We start from the raw sequence: 19,146 nt of genomic DNA, 5'->3' as shown, positions 1-19,146 counted from the left end.
TCCATTTCTATCAAGAAGTCCCCGGCGGCAGAAGCAACCGAGGCAAATGGATTGGCCCGGCACAGGGCAATGCCACACGGTGGGATCTTGATTAACTTCGTCCTCCTGGCAGTCCTCTTCATTCCGGCCCCCGCCGACGGCGGCGGGGGCTTCCCGCACACCGGCACGTTTTCGAGCCTCATCTACCACGAGGAGGGCGGGGACTGGCTCGGCATAGAACTGCTGCTCGTCGAGACCGGGCAGGGCGTCGAGGGCGCGCTGCAATTCGCGGACGGCGAGCCCCGACCGCCCGTTCTCGTGCATCCGCGCATCGAGGGCGAGCGCATTTCCTTCGAGTATGCCGACCAGGGGCAGCGCGGCCGCTTCCGGGGGCGGTTCACCGAGTCCGGCATCCGGCCCCTGGAGCCCGACCCGCAAAGCTGGTGGAACCTGCGACGCCGCCCCAGCTTCTGGGACCGATACAGAAACGAAACCGGCGGGGACTGGCCGTCATGGTGACCCGAAGCAACCACGCCCTGTGCCGGATCGCGGCCGACCATCCGCCCTTCCCGCTCTTCTTCCTGGTCCTCCTCCTGATCCTTCTCCCGACAGACCCCGCCATGGCCCAAGGACCGCCCTCCCCGCATCTCGGCACCTTCTCCTCCCTGTTTCGCAATGGAGACGGCGTCCGGGGCTTCGAAATCAAGCTGGCGGCCGCCGCCGAAGCTGCCTGGGCCATCTGCCAGCGCGCCGACGGCGAGCCGGGCCAGCTGGAGATCGTCAAACCCATATTCGAGGGGGATCGGATCACCTTCGTGCTCCGTGACGGGACGAAATGGGTGGGCCGGTACCTCGACACCGGCATCGAGTTGATCGAGCCCGCAGGCTACCCCTTCCCCTTTCTCAAGCGCCAGCCCAGCTACTGGGACGAGCCCCGCGACCGGCCGCCAAAGCGGCCGTAGCGCCGGGAGCCGCCATGGACCGGATTGAACGCCGCCGGGCGGAGGCTAGTTGTGGAGTTGCAAGACGCTGTTCACAGTTTTTCCTAATCGGCTGATGGGTGTTTTCTACTGTAACGCCGAGTGATTCCTGCAATGGTTGTATTCATGGAGCCAGCGGGGCAACTCGCTGGCTCTTTCGCATGAATTCGCATAGCTGGCGGCATAGGCCCACTCGCGGAGCGCTGTCTGGATGAATCGCTCCGCCTTGCCGTTGGTGCGCGGCGTATAAGGCCGGGTGCGGATATGCCGGAGCCCAAGCCGTCAACACGCCTCACGGAACAGTCTGGAAACATAACCCATTCCATTGTCCGTCATCACCCGGCGCACGGCAATTCCCAACGACTTGTAAAAACGAAGAGCCGATGAAAGAAAAGCAACGACGCTTTCCTTGCGTTCGCGGCCAGGATTTCCGCAAAGGCGATGCGGCTGGCGTCGTCAATGGCCACGTGCGCGAACTCCCAGCCCGCGCCGCGCGTCGCCTTCCGTCGGTCGCCATGCACGCGGTGGCCAGGCCGGGCGAAGCACCCCGGTTTCTTGATGCCGATGTGCAGTAAATCGCCTGGATTTTCCCACTGATAGCGCCGTGGGGGAAGGGGCGTCTCCAATGTCTTGAGCTGGTTCATGCGCAATCGACGCAACACACGGTGCACCCGCGCTGCGGAGAGTCCGAGCATAGCGGCGATGCGGCGAGCGGTGAGGTGCTGGCGGCGCAAGGCGGCGATCTGCCCTATGGTTCGAGGCGAGAGGGCTGTCGGCGAATGATGGGGCCGTGAGGACTTGTCGCAAAGTTCCTCCCCTTTTCTGTGGCGCGCCAACCACTTGTAAACGGTGCGTCGGGATACCCCAAACGCCGCCGCCACACGTTGTGGCCGTTCTCCGCTTTTGATCCGGCCTACAAGCTCCACTCGACGGACAAGCGTCAATCCGGCATCAGCACATGAATGTTCACTCGATCCTCCTTTCGGCTATTGCGTCTTCGTAAACACAATTTGACCGATTAGGGCCGAGTGAACAACCTCCTATAACTCCACAGCTAGGCGTCCGCGAACATTTCCCGGATCTTGTCCATGTCGCGGGTCAGGCCGAGGGCGCACATGAGGCGCAGCCGGGCCTTGGGTCCCCCCAGGCGGCCGCAGAGAATGACGCCCTTGTCCTGGAGGTCCGCGCCGCCGCCATAGTAGCCATAGATGGGCCAGACCCCGCCCTCGATGCAGCGGGTGGCCAGGACCACGGGCAACCCGGCCGCCACGCACTCCTCCAGGGCCGGGACAATGGCGGGCGGCACGTTGCCAGCGCCGAATCCTTCGATCACAAGTCCCTTCATTCCAATGAATTTTGCATGATCGATAAGCGACCGGTCCATGCCCGTGTACGCGGTGATGAGGGCCACCTTCTCCTCGATGGCGGCGGGCCTGAGCTTGCGCCTGGGGGCGTGGGCCAGGGGGAAGCCGGGCAGGATGACGGTCTCGCCCGCCACGTAGCCCACGATGCCCGCCTCGCGGGATTCGAAGGCGTCCACGTTCAGGGAGTTGGTCTTGACTACCTCTCGGGCGGAGAAGAGACGGTCGGTCATGAGCAGGCACGCGCCGGTCCCGGCCGGGATGGGCAGCAGGCAGGCGCGCACCGCGTTGATGAGGTTGCGCACCCCGTCGTAGCCGGACTCGGAGTAGTAGCGCATGGACCCGGTCAGGACCACGGGCTTGTCCGAGTCGATGACCATGTCGCAGAGGTAGGCGGTCTCGGCCAGGACGTCCGTGCCGTGCAGGACGACCGCGCCGAGCACGTGGGGCTCGGCCAGGGCCGCCTCCACATCGCGCGCCAGCCGGAACATGTCCGAGGGAGTCATGTGGCCGCTCGGCTTGTCGGACCAGTTGACCGGCCTGAGCGTCACGGAATCCTGGGGCGCGAGCTGGTTGAGGAGCTCGCCGAAATTGCCGCCGGGCACCACGCCGCGCACGCCCTCGGCCGGGGACATGCCGATGGTTCCGCCGGTGAAAAATACCACGATTTCGGACTGTTTGGTGTGCACGCTCATGTTGTTGCGGTATGTTGCTGTTTATAGTGGTTGGAGAATCTTCCGGGTTGCGGCCGCTTGCAGCCGCTCGCGGAACGCGTCCTCGTTCACGGCCCCGACGAGCCGGGGCTGGTCAGCGATGAAAAAACAGGGGATGGCCTTCACGCCCAGGCGGTCGGCCTCCTCGCGCGCGGCCCGCAGCCGCTCCCGGTAACGCCCGTCGTCCAGGGCCGCGTCCAGCCCTGACGGGTCCAGGCCGCAGGACTCGGCCAGGGCGCGGAGCACGGCCCGATCGCCGATGTCCCGGCCCTCGGTGAAGTAGGCGCGGAAGGCGGCGTGGTGGAAGGCGCGGTACGCCCCGGCGTCGCGGGCGAACTCGGCCGCCTCCAGGGCGGGGCGGGAGTTGCTCAGCCGGGTCATGTCGCAAAAGGTCAGTCCGTAGGGCGCGCCGCGTTCGCGCAGGGTGCGGGTCGCCTGCTCCAGGTCGTAGGGGTCCACCACCTCAAGGACGTCCACGCCCTCGGCCGGGGTTTCGGGATGCAGTTCGCGGCCCACCCAGGCCACATCCAGGTCGAACTCTTCCGATAACTTGTCGATAATGCCAGAACCCACGTAGCAGAAGGGACAGGCAAAGTCGGAGAAGATGCGAACGGGTATCGGCATGGTCCATTCCCGCCGTGCCGGACTAGGCCTCGGGCAGGGGGTCGCCGGTCTCGCTCCTGGCCTGGTCGGCCTTGAGCTGGCCGCAGGCGGCCTTGATGTCCGCGCCCATGGAGCGGCGGATGAAGGCGGTCAGGCCGTGGTCCCAGAGCCGTTTCTCGAAGGCCTCCACGCGGTCCGGGTCCGGGGCCTCGTAGGGCATGTCCTCGGTGGCGTTGTAGGCGATGAGGTTGATCTTGCCCCGCTTGCGGTCGATGAGCCGGGCCAGTTGGTCCGCGTGCTCCATGGAGTCGTTGACGTCCTTGAGCAACAGGTACTCGAAGGTGATGCGCTCGCGCGGGCGCATGGGGTAGGCGTCGATGGCCCGCATCAGTTCGTCGAGGGGGACCTTGGCCGCCTTGGGCATGATCCGGGCCCGGAGCTCCTGGGTGGGGGCGTGCAGGGAGATGGCGGGCAGGGCGATCTCCAGCTCCCCGAGGATCTTGAGCTTGTCCGGGAAGCCCACGGTGGAGACCATGGACCGCCGCCAGGAGAGGGACAGCCCGCGTTCGCACGGCAGGTCGGTGAGTACCTTGATGAGGGTGTCCAGGTTGAGCAGCGGCTCGCCCATGCCCATGAAGACCAGGTTCTTGAGCGGGGCCATGCCCTGGTCCTCCAGGTACTGCCTGCCCACCAGGATCTGGCCCATGATCTCGCCATAGGTCAGGTTGCGCTCGAACCCGAGCTTGCCGGTGTTGCAGAAGGTGCAGGCCATGGCGCAGCCCACCTGGGTGGACAGGCACTGGGAGTAGCGGTCCGCCATGGGGATGAGCACGGTTTCGATGAGCTTGCCGTCGTGCAGGCGCAGCAGGAATTTGATGGTCCCGTCCGAGCTGGTGGCCACGCGGGCGATCTCGGGCCAGGCGATGGTCGCAAGGGAGGCCAGCTTCTCGCGCAGGGGGCGGGAGAGATTGGTCATGGCCTCCACGTCGCGCACGCGTTTCTGCCACAGCCATTGCCAGATCTGTTCGGTCCGGTAGCGGGGTTCGCGGAGGTCCTCGGCCACAAAGGCTTCCAGGTCGGTCTTGTTCAGCTCGATGAGATTGTGCATGGCGTCTCCCTTGTAGGACATTGGCCCCTTCTGTCAAGGGCGCGGGCCCGAACCGGGGGCGCGTCCGGGACAGGCTCCATCCTCCGGCCGGTGCCAACCCGCTGGTAAGAGGACCTTTCGGGACACAAATAGATTCTTTCTATAAACGTCATAGATGTGGTATGTGGTAGCCGTCCGGGCGGGGGTTCGGGCGGTTTCGTCGCGCAAGGCGGCGAGCATCGGGGGAAGGTTCATCGCAACATGGAAGGAGGAGGTATGAACAACTTTTTCGCCACGCGGACCGGCATCGTGTCCGTCGGGCTGGTGATCGGCTGCCTGGCCGCGCTGCTCCAGTACCTGGGCAATCCCGGCAACATGGGCATCTGCGTCGCCTGTTTCGAGCGGGACATCGCCGGGGCCGTGGGGCTGCACCGGGCGGGCGTGGTCCAGTACATGCGGCCGGAGATCATCGGCTTCGTGCTCGGCGGCCTGGGGGCCGCACTGTTCGGCAGGGACTTCCGGCCGCGCGCCGGGTCCGCGCCCATCGTCCGGTTCATCCTGGGCGTGTTCGCCATGATCGGGGCCTTGGTGTTCCTGGGCTGCCCGTGGCGGGCCATCCTGCGCCTGGCGGGCGGCGACCTGAACGCCCTGTTCGGCATCGCCGGTCTCATCGTGGGCATCGGCATCGGCACCCTGTTCTTCAAACAGGGCTACAACCTGGGCCGCAGCCAGAAGACCTACGGATCGGTCGGCCTGATGATGCCCCTGGTCATGGCCGGGTTCCTGGTCCTGATGCTCCTTTATCCGCAGGTGGAGGGCGAGCCCCAGTCGGGCGTGCTCTTCTACAGCCTGAAGGGCCCCGGCGCCATGCACGCGCCGCTGCTCATCTCCCTGGGTGTGGGGCTGGTGGTGGGCGTCATAGCCCAGCGCAGCCGGTTCTGCACCATGGGCGCGTTCCGGGACCTGATCCTGTTCAAGCAGGTGCACCTGCTCTCGGGCGTGGTGGCTCTGCTGGCGGCGGCCTTTGCGGTCAACCTGGTCCTTGGCCAGTTCCACCCCGGCTTCGACGGCCAGCCCGTGGCCCATACCCAGGGGCTGTGGAACTTCATGGGCATGGTCCTGGCGGGCCTCTGCTTCGCCCTGGCGGGGGGGTGCCCCGGCCGACAGCTCTTCATGGCGGGCGAGGGCGACGGCGACGCGGCCGTGTTCGTCTTCGGCATGATCGTGGGCGCGGCCTTCGCCCACAACTTCGGCCTGGCCAGCTCGCCCAAGGGCGTGGGCCCGCACGGCGTCGCGGCCGTGTTCATCGGCCTGGCCGTCTGCCTGTTCATCGGAATGACCATGCGCAAGAAAGCCTAAGGGAGGCACGACATGAGCGAAACCATCGACGAGCGGGGCCTTTCCTGCCCCCAGCCGGTTCTGGATACCCTGGCCAAGATCGCGGCCATGGGCTCGGGTGAACTCGACGTCCTGGTGGACACCGAGGCCTCCAAGGAAAACGTGGCCCGCGCCGCCCAGGGCAAGGGATGGCGCGTCGAGTCCATCACCGAGGACGGCGGCGAATACACCCTGAAACTCATCGGAGCCTAGGCCTTGGGACTGGGCGGACTGTTCGGGAAAACCGCTCCCGGTCCGCGCGCCAGGAAGCGCGCGGACCGGGGCATCCTGGTTTTCGACACCACCAGCGAGGTCATCCGGGCGGAGAAGGCGCTCAAGGACTCGGGCCGCGAGATCCGGGTCATGGGCCCACCGCCGGAAATCCGCCGGGGGTGCGACCTGGTGGTGGAGTTCCCGCTCATGGAGAAGCTGGACGTGCTGCGCATCCTGGGCGAGGCCGGGGTCTCGCCCCTGGAGATCGTGCCCGTGACCGGCCCGCTGCTCGCCCCGGTGAACCTCTTCCAGGTCAAGGATTTCGGCGACTACCTGATGGTCCGGGCCGCCAACATGAAACTGACCGTGGACAAGCGCGACCGGACCATCGTCAACGTGTCCGGCGGCGGCTGCCCGGACGTGCCCTACATCGCGGCCCGGCTCATCGGCCGCACCCTGGACGACGGACCGGCCCCGCGCGAGATCGGCCACACCCTGTGCGGCTACGCGCTGGAGCTGGCCTACGAGGAGATGCTGCGCCTATGCTCGCCGTAGTCGGCACCATTCCGGACCCGGCCGTGCCCGTGCTGGACGGCCCGGCCCTGGCCGAGGGCGGGACCCTCACCGTGGGCGGCCGTCCCGTTCCGCCGGACCGGGGCACCCCGGCCCTGCTGGCCGCGGCCGCAGCCGCCTGCGCCTTTCTCGGCATCGAGCCGCCCCACGCCCTGCTGGTGGGCGACGAAGGGCTTGGCGTCGGCAGCCGCGCCCTCTACCGCCACCTGACCGAAGTCCTGCCCGTGCGCGCCTATTCCACCCTGGCCTTCCACTACCTCCAGCCCGACGTGGACTGGCACAACAAGGTCCTGCTGGCCGTGCTGGCCATGCGCGAGCGACCCGCGCTGGTGGCGGACGCCGGGTTCATGTACGCGGCCAAGATGAGCGGCGAGGCGGCCCAGTACGCCCTGTTCACGCCCGACGCCGGGGAGCTGGCCTTCCTGGCCGACGAGGACGCGCCCCACCCCTTCTACACGCGCGGCTTCATCCTTCAGGAGGAGGGCCGCGCGCCCGAGCTGATCCGCCGGGCCTACGAGCACGACAACGCCGCGGCCTGTCTGCTGGTCAAGGGCTGCACGGACCGCATCGCGGACCGCACCGGCGTCCTGGCCGAGGTCAACGAACCGTCCGAGGAGGCCATGGAGGCCATGGGCGGCACGGGCGACACCGTGACGGGCATGGCCTGCGCCCTGATGGAGTCGGGCCTGGACGCGAGAGCGGCCGCGCGCGTGGCGGCCCAGGCCAACCGCTATGCCGGGCAGGCGGCCCGGCCCACCCCGGCCTCGCAGATCGGCGAGCTCATCGCCCACATCCCCGCGGCCCTGGCCCGCGCTCTGGAGAAACCCGCATGAGCGGGCAGGCGGATCGCATCCGGCCGGACATGACCCTCCTGGACATCCTGGCCAAACACCGCGAGACCGAGGCGGTCTTCCGCGCCCGCGACGACCAGGCGGGCGAGTGCATCCTCTGCAACGCCCTCTTCGAAACCGTGGCCGAAGCGGCCGCGCGCTACGGCCTGGACCTGGACGAGCTGCTGCGGGACCTGAGGCGCGCGACGGAGTAGCAGGTTGATTCCGGCGGGATTTCCATCAGCCGATAGACAAAGCGGTATCTATTTTATAGATTGTCCGCATGTCATGCCGCAACTATCGAAAAACTCCCCTGTTCCGGTGGACGGTGCTGGCGGCCCTGCTGGCCGCGTTTTCCCTTGTCCAGTACCGCCTGACCATGCCCGCCCTCAGTCGCGAGCATCTGGCCTGGCTCCTGTCCGAGTCGGGGCGGCCCGTCGAGGCGGCGCCGCTGCTGCGCGACGAGGTGATGCGCGACCCCTTCCAGCCCGAACTGCTCTATGGCCTGGCCTGCTGCCTGTACCGGTCGGGCGAAGCCCGCAAGTCCTTCGACTACTTCTGCCGGGCCATCGCGAACTCGAAGAACCGCGAGCCGTTGCTGTCGAACGCCTTCTTTTCACTGGGGGGCGCCTGCATGGATATGAAGGAATACAAAGGGGCCGTCAGCGCCTATTCCTATGCCCTGGAGTTCGGCGGCCCTGACGCGGAAGCCCTGTATTACCGTGGCGTGGCCCTGGACGAGGGCGGTGAACTCGACCGGGCCGTGGCCGACATGTCCGCCTCGCTGGAGCTGCTGGCGGAGCCCGAAGCCCCCCACACCTGGGCGACGCGGGAGTCGGAACGCATCGTCCGCCACCATCTCGGCGTGCTGTTCATCCGGCTCGGCCGACCCGGCGAGGCCGTGCCGCTCCTGGCCGAGGCCATGGCCCCGGACGGGAACCTGCCCTACGTGCTGTACGCCCTGGCCTATGCCCGCATGGAGCTCGGGGCCTGGGGCCCGGCGCTGGAGCTGTTCGGCCGTGCGGCGGCCCTCAGTCCGGCGGACCCGGACATCCATGGCGACGCCCTCGGGGGCAGGGCCTTTGTCCTGCTCCGGCTCGGGCGCGACGCCGAGGCGGCCCGCGTCTGCGACGAAGCCCTGCAATGGGGCGAGTCCCCGTCCCTCTACTACAACCGGGCGTGCGCGAACGGCGCGCTGGGCCGGTACGACCAGGCGGTGGCCGATTGCGGCCGGGCCCTGGCCCTTGACCCGGACCATGCCGAAGCCGGGCATAACCGCCGGTGCTACGCGGCCATGCGCGCCGCCGGCGGCCATGGCGGGGAAGGGACGCCGCTTGCTGCCGGCGCTTCCGGGCCCCTGCCGCCCCTCGCGCCCGCAATGCCGGACTAGCTGTGAAGTTCCAAAAGGTTGTTTACTGCCCCTGATTTGCTTCGGTTGGGATTACCAAGTCACAACCAGCAAACAGGAAACAAGTGAACATGCGCCCAAATGCCAGACTTACTCCCCTCGGTCGAGCGGAATTGGTACGCCGTATCGAGGCGGGAGCCCCCCCAAAAAACACCGACGGCCCGCCGACGCGTCTGCACCCACAGGCCGTAAAATGCCGACTTCGCCGCGCCATCCGTCGCGCGACGCCGCCCCGCCCTACCCTTCCAGCACCGCCCTGGCGAGCCTGGGAAGCATGTCCCCGGCCTTGCCTTCCAGAAAATAATCGCTGGTATTATAGGTATACAGAGAGTCCTGACGGTTGATCTCGATGACCGTGCCGCCCGCGTTCTTGACCAGAATCGGAATGCGCCCGGCAGGCGCGACCTGCCCCCCGGTGCCGACCACCAGGCAGCAGTCGCTGCGCCGGGCCAGGTCCGTGGCCGCGCGATGCACGTCCTCGGGCACCCCTTCATTGAAAAAGACCACGTCAGGCTTGAGCAGCCCCCCGCAGGCCGGACACGGCGGCGGCAACACCTCCAGGTCGATGCCGTCCGAATCGAAAAACGCCCGGCACTCCATGCACTGCATGCGCCTCAGCGCCCCGTGATACTCATAAACCACGGAACTTCCCGCCTTCTGGTGCAGCCCGTCCACGTTCTGCGTGACCACCGCCGCAATCCGCCCGGCCGCTTCCAACTCGGCCAAGGCCAGATGCGCCGCGTTGGGCTTCACCCGCTCCATGCCCGAATAGAAAATCTTCCTCAACACCGGCCAAACCTCGGCCGGATGACGCTTGAAATACCCCTTGTCAAACAACTCCGGATCATACTTGGACCAAATCCCCCCCGGCCCGCGAAACGGCGGAATGCCCGACTCCACCGAAATCCCCGCTCCGGTAAAAGCAATGGCGCACCGCGCGTTGCGCAGCGCCTCGGCGGCATTCTCAAGGGCGTGGTTGGACATGGCGGGCTCCTTGCGTCAGTGGACGGATTGGACAGGCGACCGAAGGCTAGCCCAATGCGTATGATAGCTCAACTGCCGGAGCGGCGGTGCGGGGAAGGCCTCCGGCGGCCTCCCCTACTTCGCCTGTCCGCCGCTCTCCCCGGCCAGCAGCTCCTTGCCGTACATGGCGTAGAACCCGCTCGGGACCACGACCAGGGTGAAGAGGGTGGAGGCGACCAGGCCGAAGATGAGGGCCCAGGCCAGGCCGGAGAAGATGGGGTCCAGGGTGATGGGCCAGGCGCCCAGGGCGGTGGTCAGGGCGGTGAGCACGATGGGCCGCAGCCGCACGGCGCCGGACTGGACGATGGCCTCCTTGAGCGGGTGTCCGGCGGCCACTTCGCCCTGGACGAACTCGATGAGCACCAGGGAGTTGCGGATGACGATGCCGCCCAGCGCGATCATGCCGATCATGGAGGTGGCGGTGAAGAAGACCGGGTCGCCGAAGCCGCCCACGGTTTCGCCCGCCACGAGGTTGAGCAGCCAGAAGCCGGGCAGGATGCCGAGCAGGGTCAGGGGGATGGCCGACATGATGAGCAGCGGCAGCAGGAACGAGCCGGTCTGGATGATGAGCAGGATGTAGATGCCGATCAGCGCCGCGATGTAGGCCAGGCCCATGTCGCGGAACACGTCCAGGGTGATCTTCCATTCGCCTTCGCCCGCCCATTCGGCCCGGGTGCCGGGCGGCATGGGGTCGGCCTTGAGGCGGCTTTGGAGGTCAAGGACGGCCTCGCCCGGCGGCACGCCTGCGGTGTCGGCATAGACGTAGGCCACGCGGTGGAGGTTCTTGTGGTAGATGGGCTGTTCGGCCGGGACCTCGCGGAAGACGCCGATCTCGGCCAGGGGGACCATGGCCCCGGCGGGCGTCTTGAGGCGCAACTCGCCCAGGGCTTCCGGCCCGGTGCGCAGGGAGGCGGGCAGGACCAGGCGCACGGGCAGGGGCTGGCGCTCGCGCGGCAGGTGGATGGCTCCGGGCGCGGCCCCGGACAGGGCCAGGCGCAGGGTCTCCACCACGTCCTGGGCGGTGATGCCGTGCAGGGCGGCCTTTTCCTTGTCCAGCACGTAGTCGTACATCATGCGGTCGGTCTCGGCCGAGTCATCGAGGTCGACCAGGCCGGGCTCCTTGGCCATGAGGCCCTGAATGTGCTTGGCCCCCTCGATGAGCGAACCGTAAGGCAGGCCGGGCTTGCCGTAGACCTCGGCCGTGAGGGTGGCGATGACCGGCGGGCCGGGCGGGGTTTCCACCAGTTTGACGACGGCGCGGTCCTTTTTGGCGATGGCGGCGAGGTCGTTGCGGATGCGCAGGCCGATGGCGTGGCTCTGGGTGTCGCGGTCGGCCTTGTCCTTCAGGTTGACGCGGATGTCCGCGAAGTTGGGCTGTTCGCGCCAGTAGTAGTGGCGGACCATGCCGTTGAAGTCCATGGGCGAGGGCTTGCCCGCGTAGGTGACGAAGTTGGTCACCTCGGGCACGGTGCGCAGGTAGGTCTCGAAGTCGCGGACCACGCGGTCGGTGCGCTCCAGGGTGGCGCCCTCGTCCATGTCGATGAGGAGCTGGAACTCGTTCTTGTTGTCGAAGGGCAGCATCTTGAGCGGCACCAGGCGGAGCAGGACCAGCCCGGCGCACAGGGCCAGGCCGCCGAGCATGGCCCCGAAGAGGAGCCAGCGGTTGCGCGGCGCGCCCAGGAACGGGGTGATGATCCGCCTGTACCATTTCAGGAGATGGGGATTGGTGGTCCTGGCCTCGCCCGTGGCCGTGTCGAGGGGCGCGGCCGGGCGGTTCTTGAGCAGCAGGTAGGCCATCCAGGGAACCACGGTCAGGGCGGCCACGCTGGAGAAGGACACGGTCAGCGGCACGTTGGCGGCCATGGGGGCCATGTAGGGGCCCATCATGCCGCTGATGAAGAAGAGCGGCGCGAAGGAGACGATGATGGCCAGGGTGGACATGATGACCGGGGGCAGGACCTCCTTGACCCCGTCCAGGGTGGCCTCCAGCGGGTCGCGACGACCCATGCGGATGTGGCGCTGGATGTTGTCCACGTTGGTGATGGGGTCGTCCACCACCAGGCCCAGCGAGAGGATCAGGGCGAAGAGCGTGACCCGGTTGATGGTGTAGCCCATCAGGTAGTTCACGAACAGGGCCAGGGAAAAGGACATGGGCACGGCCAGGGCCACCACCAGGGCCTCGCGCCAGCCCAGGGTGAAGGCGAGCAGCGCCACCACGGTGACGATGGCGAAGAAAAGCGAGGAGAGCAGGTCGTTGACCTTGGCGTGGGCGGTCTCGCCGTAGTTGCGGGTGACCGTGACCTCGACTCCGGCGGGCAGCACGGTGCGCTTCAGCTCCTCGACCCGCTTGATGACCGCGTCGGCCACGGTGACGGCGTTGGTGCCCTTTTTCTTGGACAGGCCGATGGTCACGGCCGGGGCGTCGGGCCGGGCGTCCGCGTTGTCCAGCTTGCTCAGGTAGAGGTTGGAAAAGCCGATGCGCGAATAGCCGGAGGGCTCGGCCGGGCCGTCGACGACCTCGGCCACATCGCGCAGGTAGACGGGTCGGCCGTCGAACACGCCGACCACGAGGTTGGCCACGTCGTCGGCCGAGAGCAGGAAGGACTGGCTGACCACCTTGGTGCACTTGTCGGCCGAGACGAAGTGGCCGGAGGTCAGGGCGCGGTCCGCGCCGCGCAGGGCGTTCTCCACTTCCAGGGGCGAGACGTTGAACCCGGCCAGCCGGTCGGGCCGGATTTCCACGCGCACCTCGCGGCTGCGGCCGGAGTGCAGGCTGACGCGCGAGACGTCCTCCACGGCGGCCAGCCGCTGGAAGAGCTCCTCGGCCATGCGCCGCAGGTCGTAGTCGGTGTACCGGCTTTCCTGCCCGTGGGCGGCGTGCAGGGTCAGGGCCACGATGGGAACGTCGTCGATCTCCACGGGCTTGACCGCCCAGCCCGAGACGATGGCCGGGGCGATGTCCTGGTTCTTGAGGATGGTGTTGTGCAGCTTGATGAGCGAGTCTTCGCGGTCCTCGCCCACGTAGAATCGCACGGTCACGGACGCCTGGTCCTTGCTGGAGGTGGAGTAGACGTACTCCACGCCGTCGATCTGCCAGAGCAGCCGTTCGAGCGGCGTGGTCACGAGCTTTTCCACCTCGTCGGCGGACGCGCCGGGCACCTGGACCACGACGTCGGCCATGGGCACGACGATCTGTGGCTCCTCCTCGCGCGGGGTGGCCATGATGGCGGCCGCGCCCACGGCCACGGAGGCCAGGGCCAGGACGATGGCCATCTTGGAGGTCAGGAAAAAGCGGACGATGGCGCCGATGGCGCCGTCCCTGCGGCGGGTCTCCTCCATCACTTGGCCTCCGTCTCGATGCCGACGCCGAGGGTTTCACCCCCGGACAGGCCGGAGAGGATCTCCACATTGTCGCCGTGGGCCGCGCCGGTGCGGACGTAGACCGTCTGCCAGCCGTCTCCGGTCTTGACGCGCACGGTCTCCAGTTGGCCCACGCGGGTCACGGCCGCCTCGGGCGCGAGCACGCCCTCCCGCTCGCCCAGCGGGATGAGCAGCCGCCCGAACATGCCGGGGTAGAGGCCGGGCCGCTCGGGCAGCCGGGCCTTGACCAGGAAGGAGCGGGTCACGGGGTCGGCCAGTGGCTCGATCTCGTCCACGGTTCCGTCGATGGGCGCGCCGCCCTCCAGGGCCTCGATGACCACGGGCAGGACCTGGCCGATCTTGACGCGGCCGATCAGGCTCTCGCGGACCATGGCCTCCAGCCGGAGGCTGCCCGAGGTCTGAAGGGAAAGGAGCGCCTTGCCGGGAATGGCCAGGTCGCCGGGGTCGGCCAGCCGCTGGGCCACCTCGCCGTCCTCCTGGGCGCGGATGGTGGTGTAGTCCAGGCCGATCTCGGCCTCCTGCACCACCTTGCCCGCCTCCCGGCCGCGCGACTGGGCCGCGCTCACGCCCTCGCGCGCCTGCCCCAGGGCCGCCCTGGCCTGGAGGTGGGCGGCCTCGGCCTTTTCCACCTCCTCGGCGGTGACGACCTTCTGGTCATAGAGCTGCTTCATGCGCCGATAGGTGGACTCCGCCTTGTCGAAGGCGGCCTGGGCGGCGGCCAGTGCGTCGCGCGCCTGGCCGATCTGGCTATGGGCCGAGGCCATGGCCTGGCGGGAACGCTCCAGTTGGGCCGTGGAGGCCCGGCTGTCCAGGATAACGAGCTCGTCGCCCGCCTTGACCTTGTCGCCGGGGCGGACCATGACCTTGAGCACCCGGCCGGTGACCTGGGCCTCCACGCGGCTGTCGGTGCGCGCCTTGACCGTGCCCACGGCGTCGAACACGCGCGGCAGGGCGGCGCGTTCGGCCGCGACCGTGGTCCTGGGCTGATAGGCGGTCTTCCCGGCCACGGGTTCGGGTTGAGAGGAACAGGCGGCCAGGATCAGCGCCGCGGCCAGCAACGGGAAAAAACGTGTGGCATGCGTATTCATGGATGCACCGTATCACGCAACCCACGCCATCCGCTATGCCAAACTGGAAACATCGGGGAAAGACGGGGGGGCGGGATAAATGAACCTACCCCCCTTCTCCGGGGGAAATATTATGTCAGGTCTTCGATATTCTGCGTCGTACCGTTGGCTTTAACGGATTCGATGCCGTTCTCGCGTGCCGACACGCCGGAGTACATTTCACTGTTGCCGATGATTTCGCCATTGCCCGCCTTGAGCACGAAATACGGCTCGTCCGCTCGCGAGGTGCGGCGATCGTATCTTTCGTCGTAGGGGCAGTTTGTCTGGACGGAAGAGATGCCGTTCTTCGCTCCCTGCTTGGCGGCATACCTCTCGCTGGTGAGGATTATCTGCCCGTTGGAAGCCTTGAGGTTGAACATGAATTGACCATTGGCGGTTTTCTTGATCTCGAATTTGGCGGCCATTGCAACCCCTCATAGGTTGACAGGTTATTGTTTGTTAACCTGTATCGCAAAAATGAATGGCGTTGTAAAGCCGCTCCCGCCGGGAATCCGGCCCGCTCGCCCCGCACCTTCGGATTCCGGGCAAAAGAGAAGTGCGCGTTGCCTGTCCAGGCCATCTCCCGAATCCTTGGGAGCTTCACGCGCACTCTATGCTTTTTTCCTGTCGCGACTCGTTTCGCTGTTTTATGGTTTCTCCCCTGTTAACGCCCCGCACCCTCCGCTGAGGTTGATCCGTGTATCTCATGGGGAACATCCCCTTGATGTCCACGTTCTCTTACTTTGAAGATAAGCACTCCCGGCCCGTTGTCCAGGCCATCCGGGGACGATTCCGGCCGCGGCCGGCGCGGAGCGCTAAAAAGGGGAGGAAGCCCGCGCCCCCTCCCCGTGTCCGGCCGCATTGTCCGCGCTGCGTTCGTCACGCCATTTGGCTGTTTTTCGTGCAGAGCCGCTCCACATCGCCGCTCGTGATGAGAGCCACGTTTTCCCGAATCCTGTCGTCCGGCCAATCCCACCATGCGAGCTCCAGCAGGCGTTTGATGTCATCGTCGCCGAAGCGGTGGCGAATGAGCCGCGCCGGGTTGCCCCCGACGATCCCATACGGGGGGACATCGCGGGTGACGACGGCCCGCGCGGCGATGACGGCCCCGTGCCCGACGGTTATTCCCGGCATGATCATGGCTTCCGAACCGATCCAGACGTCATTGCCGACGACGGTGTCGCCCTTGCGCCGGAATCCGTCTTCCGCCGTTGAAAATTCCGGCATGTAATGAAACGGGTACGTGCTCACCCAGTCATGGCGATGTCCCTGATTCCCGGCCATCATGAAAATGGCTCCGGAACCTATGGAACAGAATTTTCCGATGACGAGTTTATCAACATCCGTCCTGTCAGGGGCGAGGTAACGGACATTCTCCTCGAAATGGCGGCCGTGGTAGTACCCGGAATAATAGCTGCGCCTGCCTGCCGAAATATTCGGATTCGTCAGGTGCTCGCGTATCTCGTATCCGACAAAGGGCGTGTCGAACGGATTGTCCCCCATATGATTTTCTCCATGGTTCGGCCTCGGCGGCCTTTTTTATCCGGCGGGCGGGAAGAGGGCGGAGGCGGCTGCGCGGCTCGGGGCGGAGACGCCGATTGCGGCCGGGATGGGCCTCGGGCCGCGTCGCCGGACGACACCGCAATCGCGGCATCCCGCCCTTGCGCAGGGATGACGGGCCAAACCGGCTTGGAGCCGACGGGCGCGGCCTGGCCCCGCCGCCCGGCAATAGCCGTGTCGGATGGCCTCTCCGGGGCGGCGGAAGGACAACGGAAGCCGTCCTTGGGCCGCGCTTTCAAGAGGATGTCGCCCGCGATGAGTTCCAGTCGAGCCTGGCCGCACTCGCAGGCCGAACGCGTGGCGGGTCGGGCGTGCGAACCTGGCGAAGACGCCTCCCGGTGGCCGGCTACGATTGCATCGGCTGAGCGCCAGGTACGCCCGGGCGACCAAGCCGGAAGGACAAAAAAAAGTGCGCCCGGCCGGGTTATCCGGCTTTGCGTCAGGCTCGGCATTTCAAAATTGTGCTGTATGGCGACCTGGCGCGTGTTTTACTTGGCGCACTGTGCTCTGTTCTGGAGCGGGCGACTCGATTCGCCATTATGTAATTTAAAGAAATCCGGTTCTATTTCCTCCCACCCTCCGTTTTGAAATTCTTCGGAAGTCCCTTTCGCGGGATAGCCTTTTACCGTTGATTCAAATATACGCCCGCGCGGAATGTGAAGCAAGGGGGGGCGGGCAAAAAAAGTGCATCTTTACCGCAACCTGCGGCCACGGCAGGAGATAAAAATGCATTTTCTTCCTTTTTGGGGGGAATTCACCGGTCGGGGACAGGGAAATTGCACAAATCGCAATCATCGCAAGATATTACAGGCTCGGGCAAAAGGCAAGCGAAAAGCCGGACTCGCCGATTTTCGGCAGGTCCGGCCCGTGGGACGGAGGAAGAATTCCGCTATTCCTCGAAGGGGTCGCTCAGGAGATCGACCAGTCGGGAGCGGTCCAGGTTGTGCAGGGCCAACCCCTGGGCCGAGAGCTCGCTGGTCAGGCTTTCGAGACTCAGTCCGGCCTCGCGCGCCTGGGCGCGGCCGCTGTTGTCGTCCACCACGTTCATGGCGGCGTCCAGGGAGCCGTTGCGCCGCTCGCGCAGCTCCTGCACCTTGCGGCTGACGGAATCGATATTGTGATCGATGGATTGCAGACGTTCCAAACCGGGCATTTTTGTCCCTCCTTGCGAGTTGGACGAGGCAAAGCAAAAGCCGTGCTGAAAAGAACATCTCCAGTAATCCAGGCGCGTTGAACCAAGGCCAATCGCCCACGTCGGAAAGAATTTCCCTACCCCTCCAGGGAGGAGAGGAAGCGGGCCAGCCCGTCCGGGTAGTCCTGCCCCATCTCCAGATAGCCCCGGTTGTGGCCCCCGCGCAGCGGGAGGAAGGACTTGGGCCCCCGATACCCCTCGTACAGGGCGCGGCCGAGCTCGAAGGGGACCACCTCGTCCGTCGGCGAGTGGGCGAACAGGGCCGGGACGTGCACCCCGGCCAGGGCCGCCGCGCTGTCGAACCGATCGCGAATCAACCGGCGGACCGGCAGCCACGGATAGCGCCGCGCGCCCACGTCCGCCGCCGAGGTGAAGGTGGATTCCAGGATGATCCCGCCCGGGCGCACGCCTTCGGCGGCCAGCTCCCCGGCCAGCCCGGCCGCCACGGCCCCGCCCAGGGAACGGCCGAAGAGAATCACGTCCCCGGCCCGGCTCCCCTGCGCCGCGGCCCAGTCCCAGGCCGCCCGCGCGTCGGCCAGGAGCGCGCCCTCCGACGGCCGCCCTCCGCTCCGGCCATAACCCGAGTAGTCGATGAGCAGCACCGACGCGCCCAGGTCATGAAACAGCCGCAGCGAGGCCAGCCGGTGGGAGACGTTGCCCCCGTTGCCGTGAAAGAAGAGCAGGGTGAAACGCGCCCCGGCGCACGGCACGCGCCAGCCGTGCAGGGGTGTGCCCAGCCGGTTGGCCAGCTCCACGTCGGCATACCCGAGCCCTTCGTCGGCCGGGGTCCCCTCCAGCTCCCGCACGGGCCGGAAGAGGATGCGCCGCTGCCCGAACCAGACCCTGGCGGCCGCAGCCGCATATCCCCCGGCCGCCAGGGCCGCAAACGCGAACAGGAATCTCATGTCCGCAGCATACCCCGGCGCGCCCGGTTTGTGGAGCGCTCTCTTCCCTTCCGTCCCGGCTTCCTCTAAAGTGCCTCCATGGACATCGCAGGCGTCATCCTGGCCGGGGGGCTGGGCACCCGCATGGGGCACGTCAAGAAGGCGTTCCTCGAAATCGGCGGCCGGACCATCCTGGACCGGCTCCTGGCCGTGTATCGCCCGATCTTCGCCGAGATCGTCATCGCCGCGCGCGACCCCGGGGATTTCCGCGAAACCGGCCTGCCCGTGGCCGTGGACCGGTTCGAGGCCCGCAGCTCCCTGACCGGCATCCACGCGGGCCTCTCCGCCATCCGCGCCCCCCACGGCTTCTTCGCGGCCTGCGACGCCCCGTTCCTGCGGCCCGCCCTGGTCCGCGCCCTCCTGGCCGAGGTCCGGCCCGACGACGACGTGGTCCTGCCCCTCAAGCAGGACGGTTTCCGCGAACCGCTCTGCGCGGCCTATTCCCGCCGCTGCCTGCCCCACATCGAAGCCCAGCTCGCCCGCGACGACTTCAAGATCATCCGCTTCTTCGACCACGTCCGGGTCCGCGAGGTGCCCGTCGAGCGTCTCCTGCCCGCCGACCCGGCCCTGCTCTCCTTCCTCAACGTCAACCGCCCTGAAGAACTCGCCCGCGCCGACCGCCTGGCGCTTGCCGACGGACTGTAGACGCCGGCGAGGGCCACCTGCAGCCGACCACTCCCGACCTTGCTGCCCAGGCGAGTTCGCACCGCCATCGGCAACAACCAGGAAATTACGTCCACCCTTCTCGCCACCGCGATCCGTCGCACCCGCAACTTATTACCTGTCGCCGATAACTACTAATTATTGATTGGCATG

The 19,146-nt window shown here is 66.9% G+C and carries 19 protein-coding genes and 1 pseudogene; 9 read left to right on the top strand and 11 right to left on the bottom strand.

Annotated elements, in window-relative coordinates; genetic code table 11:
* Nucleotides 1–87: 87 nt before the first annotated feature.
* Together PHP91_RS13835 and PHP91_RS13830 are read left to right on the top strand one after the other, a co-directional pair.
* Nucleotides 88–498, top strand: coding sequence for a hypothetical protein (locus PHP91_RS13835; RefSeq protein WP_300141827.1), 411 nt, complete (start codon nucleotides 88–90; stop codon nucleotides 496–498).
* Complete coding sequence (locus tag PHP91_RS13830) at nucleotides 492–941, top strand: hypothetical protein (protein ID WP_300141824.1); 450 nt, start codon at nucleotides 492–494, stop codon at nucleotides 939–941. The genes PHP91_RS13835 and PHP91_RS13830 overlap by 7 nt, the downstream gene beginning before the upstream one ends.
* Nucleotides 942–1,046: 105 nt before the next feature.
* On the opposite strand, the pseudogene PHP91_RS13825 reads toward PHP91_RS13830, so the two are convergent.
* The 4 genes and pseudogenes from PHP91_RS13825 to rlmN form a co-directional block, all read right to left on the bottom strand.
* Nucleotides 1,047–1,903 (bottom strand): annotated as a pseudogene (locus PHP91_RS13825) (IS481 family transposase).
* A 110-nt stretch (nucleotides 1,904–2,013) separates the two neighbouring features.
* The gene (locus PHP91_RS13820; protein ID WP_300141822.1) at nucleotides 2,014–3,015 is read right to left on the bottom strand and encodes an asparaginase; all 1,002 of its coding nucleotides are present in this window, start codon (nucleotides 3,013–3,015) and stop codon (nucleotides 2,014–2,016) included.
* Between the two features lie 21 nt (nucleotides 3,016–3,036).
* Nucleotides 3,037–3,657 (bottom strand): DsbA family protein, encoded by a 621-nt coding sequence (locus PHP91_RS13815; RefSeq protein WP_300141820.1) that lies wholly within the window; start codon nucleotides 3,655–3,657, stop codon nucleotides 3,037–3,039.
* 22 nt (nucleotides 3,658–3,679) lie between these two features.
* A complete protein-coding gene (rlmN, locus tag PHP91_RS13810) occupies nucleotides 3,680–4,744 on the bottom strand; it encodes a 23S rRNA (adenine(2503)-C(2))-methyltransferase RlmN (protein ID WP_300141830.1) in 1,065 nt (354 codons plus the stop codon).
* 255 nt (nucleotides 4,745–4,999) lie between these two features.
* On the opposite strand from rlmN, the gene yedE reads away from it, so the two are divergent.
* The 6 genes from yedE to PHP91_RS13780 all read left to right on the top strand — a co-directional run bounded on the left by yedE (nucleotide 5,000) and on the right by PHP91_RS13780 (nucleotide 9,106).
* Nucleotides 5,000–6,082, top strand: coding sequence for a YedE family putative selenium transporter (yedE, locus tag PHP91_RS13805; RefSeq protein WP_300141815.1), 1,083 nt, complete (start codon nucleotides 5,000–5,002; stop codon nucleotides 6,080–6,082).
* A 12-nt stretch (nucleotides 6,083–6,094) separates the two neighbouring features.
* Nucleotides 6,095–6,313 (top strand): sulfurtransferase TusA family protein, encoded by a 219-nt coding sequence (locus PHP91_RS13800; RefSeq protein ID WP_300141812.1) that lies wholly within the window; start codon nucleotides 6,095–6,097, stop codon nucleotides 6,311–6,313.
* Between the two features lie 3 nt (nucleotides 6,314–6,316).
* Nucleotides 6,317–6,868 carry a DUF3343 domain-containing protein gene (locus PHP91_RS13795; protein ID WP_300141808.1) on the top strand — a complete coding sequence of 184 codons (552 nt, stop codon included), beginning with the start codon at nucleotides 6,317–6,319 and terminating at the stop codon, nucleotides 6,866–6,868.
* On the top strand, nucleotides 6,856–7,719 hold the full coding sequence (locus PHP91_RS13790) for an NAD(P)H-hydrate dehydratase (RefSeq protein ID WP_300141805.1): 864 nt from the start codon (nucleotides 6,856–6,858) through the stop codon (nucleotides 7,717–7,719). The genes PHP91_RS13795 and PHP91_RS13790 overlap by 13 nt, the downstream gene beginning before the upstream one ends.
* Nucleotides 7,716–7,931 (top strand): hypothetical protein, encoded by a 216-nt coding sequence (locus PHP91_RS13785; RefSeq protein WP_300141802.1) that lies wholly within the window; start codon nucleotides 7,716–7,718, stop codon nucleotides 7,929–7,931. Before PHP91_RS13790 ends, PHP91_RS13785 begins: the two co-directional genes overlap by 4 nt.
* Before the next feature lie 68 nt (nucleotides 7,932–7,999).
* Nucleotides 8,000–9,106 (top strand): tetratricopeptide repeat protein, encoded by a 1,107-nt coding sequence (locus tag PHP91_RS13780; protein ID WP_300141798.1) that lies wholly within the window; start codon nucleotides 8,000–8,002, stop codon nucleotides 9,104–9,106.
* A 255-nt stretch (nucleotides 9,107–9,361) separates the two neighbouring features.
* Here the strand turns inward: PHP91_RS13780 and PHP91_RS13775 are convergent, their stop codons facing one another.
* The 7 genes from PHP91_RS13775 to PHP91_RS13745 form a co-directional block, all read right to left on the bottom strand.
* Nucleotides 9,362–10,108: an NAD-dependent deacylase gene (locus PHP91_RS13775; protein WP_300141795.1), complete on the bottom strand. Its 747-nt coding sequence runs from the start codon at nucleotides 10,106–10,108 to the stop codon at nucleotides 9,362–9,364.
* Nucleotides 10,109–10,222: 114 nt separating this feature from the next.
* Nucleotides 10,223–13,486: an efflux RND transporter permease subunit gene (locus PHP91_RS13770; RefSeq protein ID WP_300141792.1), complete on the bottom strand. Its 3,264-nt coding sequence runs from the start codon at nucleotides 13,484–13,486 to the stop codon at nucleotides 10,223–10,225.
* Nucleotides 13,486–14,616 carry an efflux RND transporter periplasmic adaptor subunit gene (locus tag PHP91_RS13765; protein WP_300141789.1) on the bottom strand — a complete coding sequence of 377 codons (1,131 nt, stop codon included), beginning with the start codon at nucleotides 14,614–14,616 and terminating at the stop codon, nucleotides 13,486–13,488. Before PHP91_RS13765 ends, PHP91_RS13770 begins: the two co-directional genes overlap by 1 nt.
* A gap of 110 nt (nucleotides 14,617–14,726) precedes the next feature.
* Nucleotides 14,727–15,059, bottom strand: coding sequence for a YegP family protein (locus PHP91_RS13760; protein ID WP_300141786.1), 333 nt, complete (start codon nucleotides 15,057–15,059; stop codon nucleotides 14,727–14,729).
* A 454-nt stretch (nucleotides 15,060–15,513) separates the two neighbouring features.
* Nucleotides 15,514–16,137, bottom strand: a complete 624-nt coding sequence (locus tag PHP91_RS13755; protein ID WP_300141784.1) for a CatB-related O-acetyltransferase — start codon at nucleotides 16,135–16,137, stop codon at nucleotides 15,514–15,516.
* 946 nt (nucleotides 16,138–17,083) lie between these two features.
* Nucleotides 17,084–17,347 carry a hypothetical protein gene (locus tag PHP91_RS13750; RefSeq protein WP_300141781.1) on the bottom strand — a complete coding sequence of 88 codons (264 nt, stop codon included), beginning with the start codon at nucleotides 17,345–17,347 and terminating at the stop codon, nucleotides 17,084–17,086.
* Between the two features lie 116 nt (nucleotides 17,348–17,463).
* The gene (locus PHP91_RS13745; RefSeq protein WP_300141778.1) at nucleotides 17,464–18,291 is read right to left on the bottom strand and encodes an alpha/beta hydrolase; all 828 of its coding nucleotides are present in this window, start codon (nucleotides 18,289–18,291) and stop codon (nucleotides 17,464–17,466) included.
* A gap of 78 nt (nucleotides 18,292–18,369) precedes the next feature.
* On the opposite strand from PHP91_RS13745, the gene PHP91_RS13740 reads away from it, so the two are divergent.
* Entirely contained in the window at nucleotides 18,370–18,975 is a 606-nt protein-coding gene (locus PHP91_RS13740) for a molybdenum cofactor guanylyltransferase (RefSeq protein ID WP_300141775.1), read from the top strand.
* Nucleotides 18,976–19,146: the final 171 nt, after the last annotated feature.

The organism is Pseudodesulfovibrio sp., assembly GCF_028692895.1.
In the GTDB taxonomy this organism is placed as follows: Bacteria; Desulfobacterota; Desulfovibrionia; order Desulfovibrionales; family Desulfovibrionaceae; genus Pseudodesulfovibrio.
This window is presented reverse-complemented; position numbering and strand designations above follow the sequence as displayed.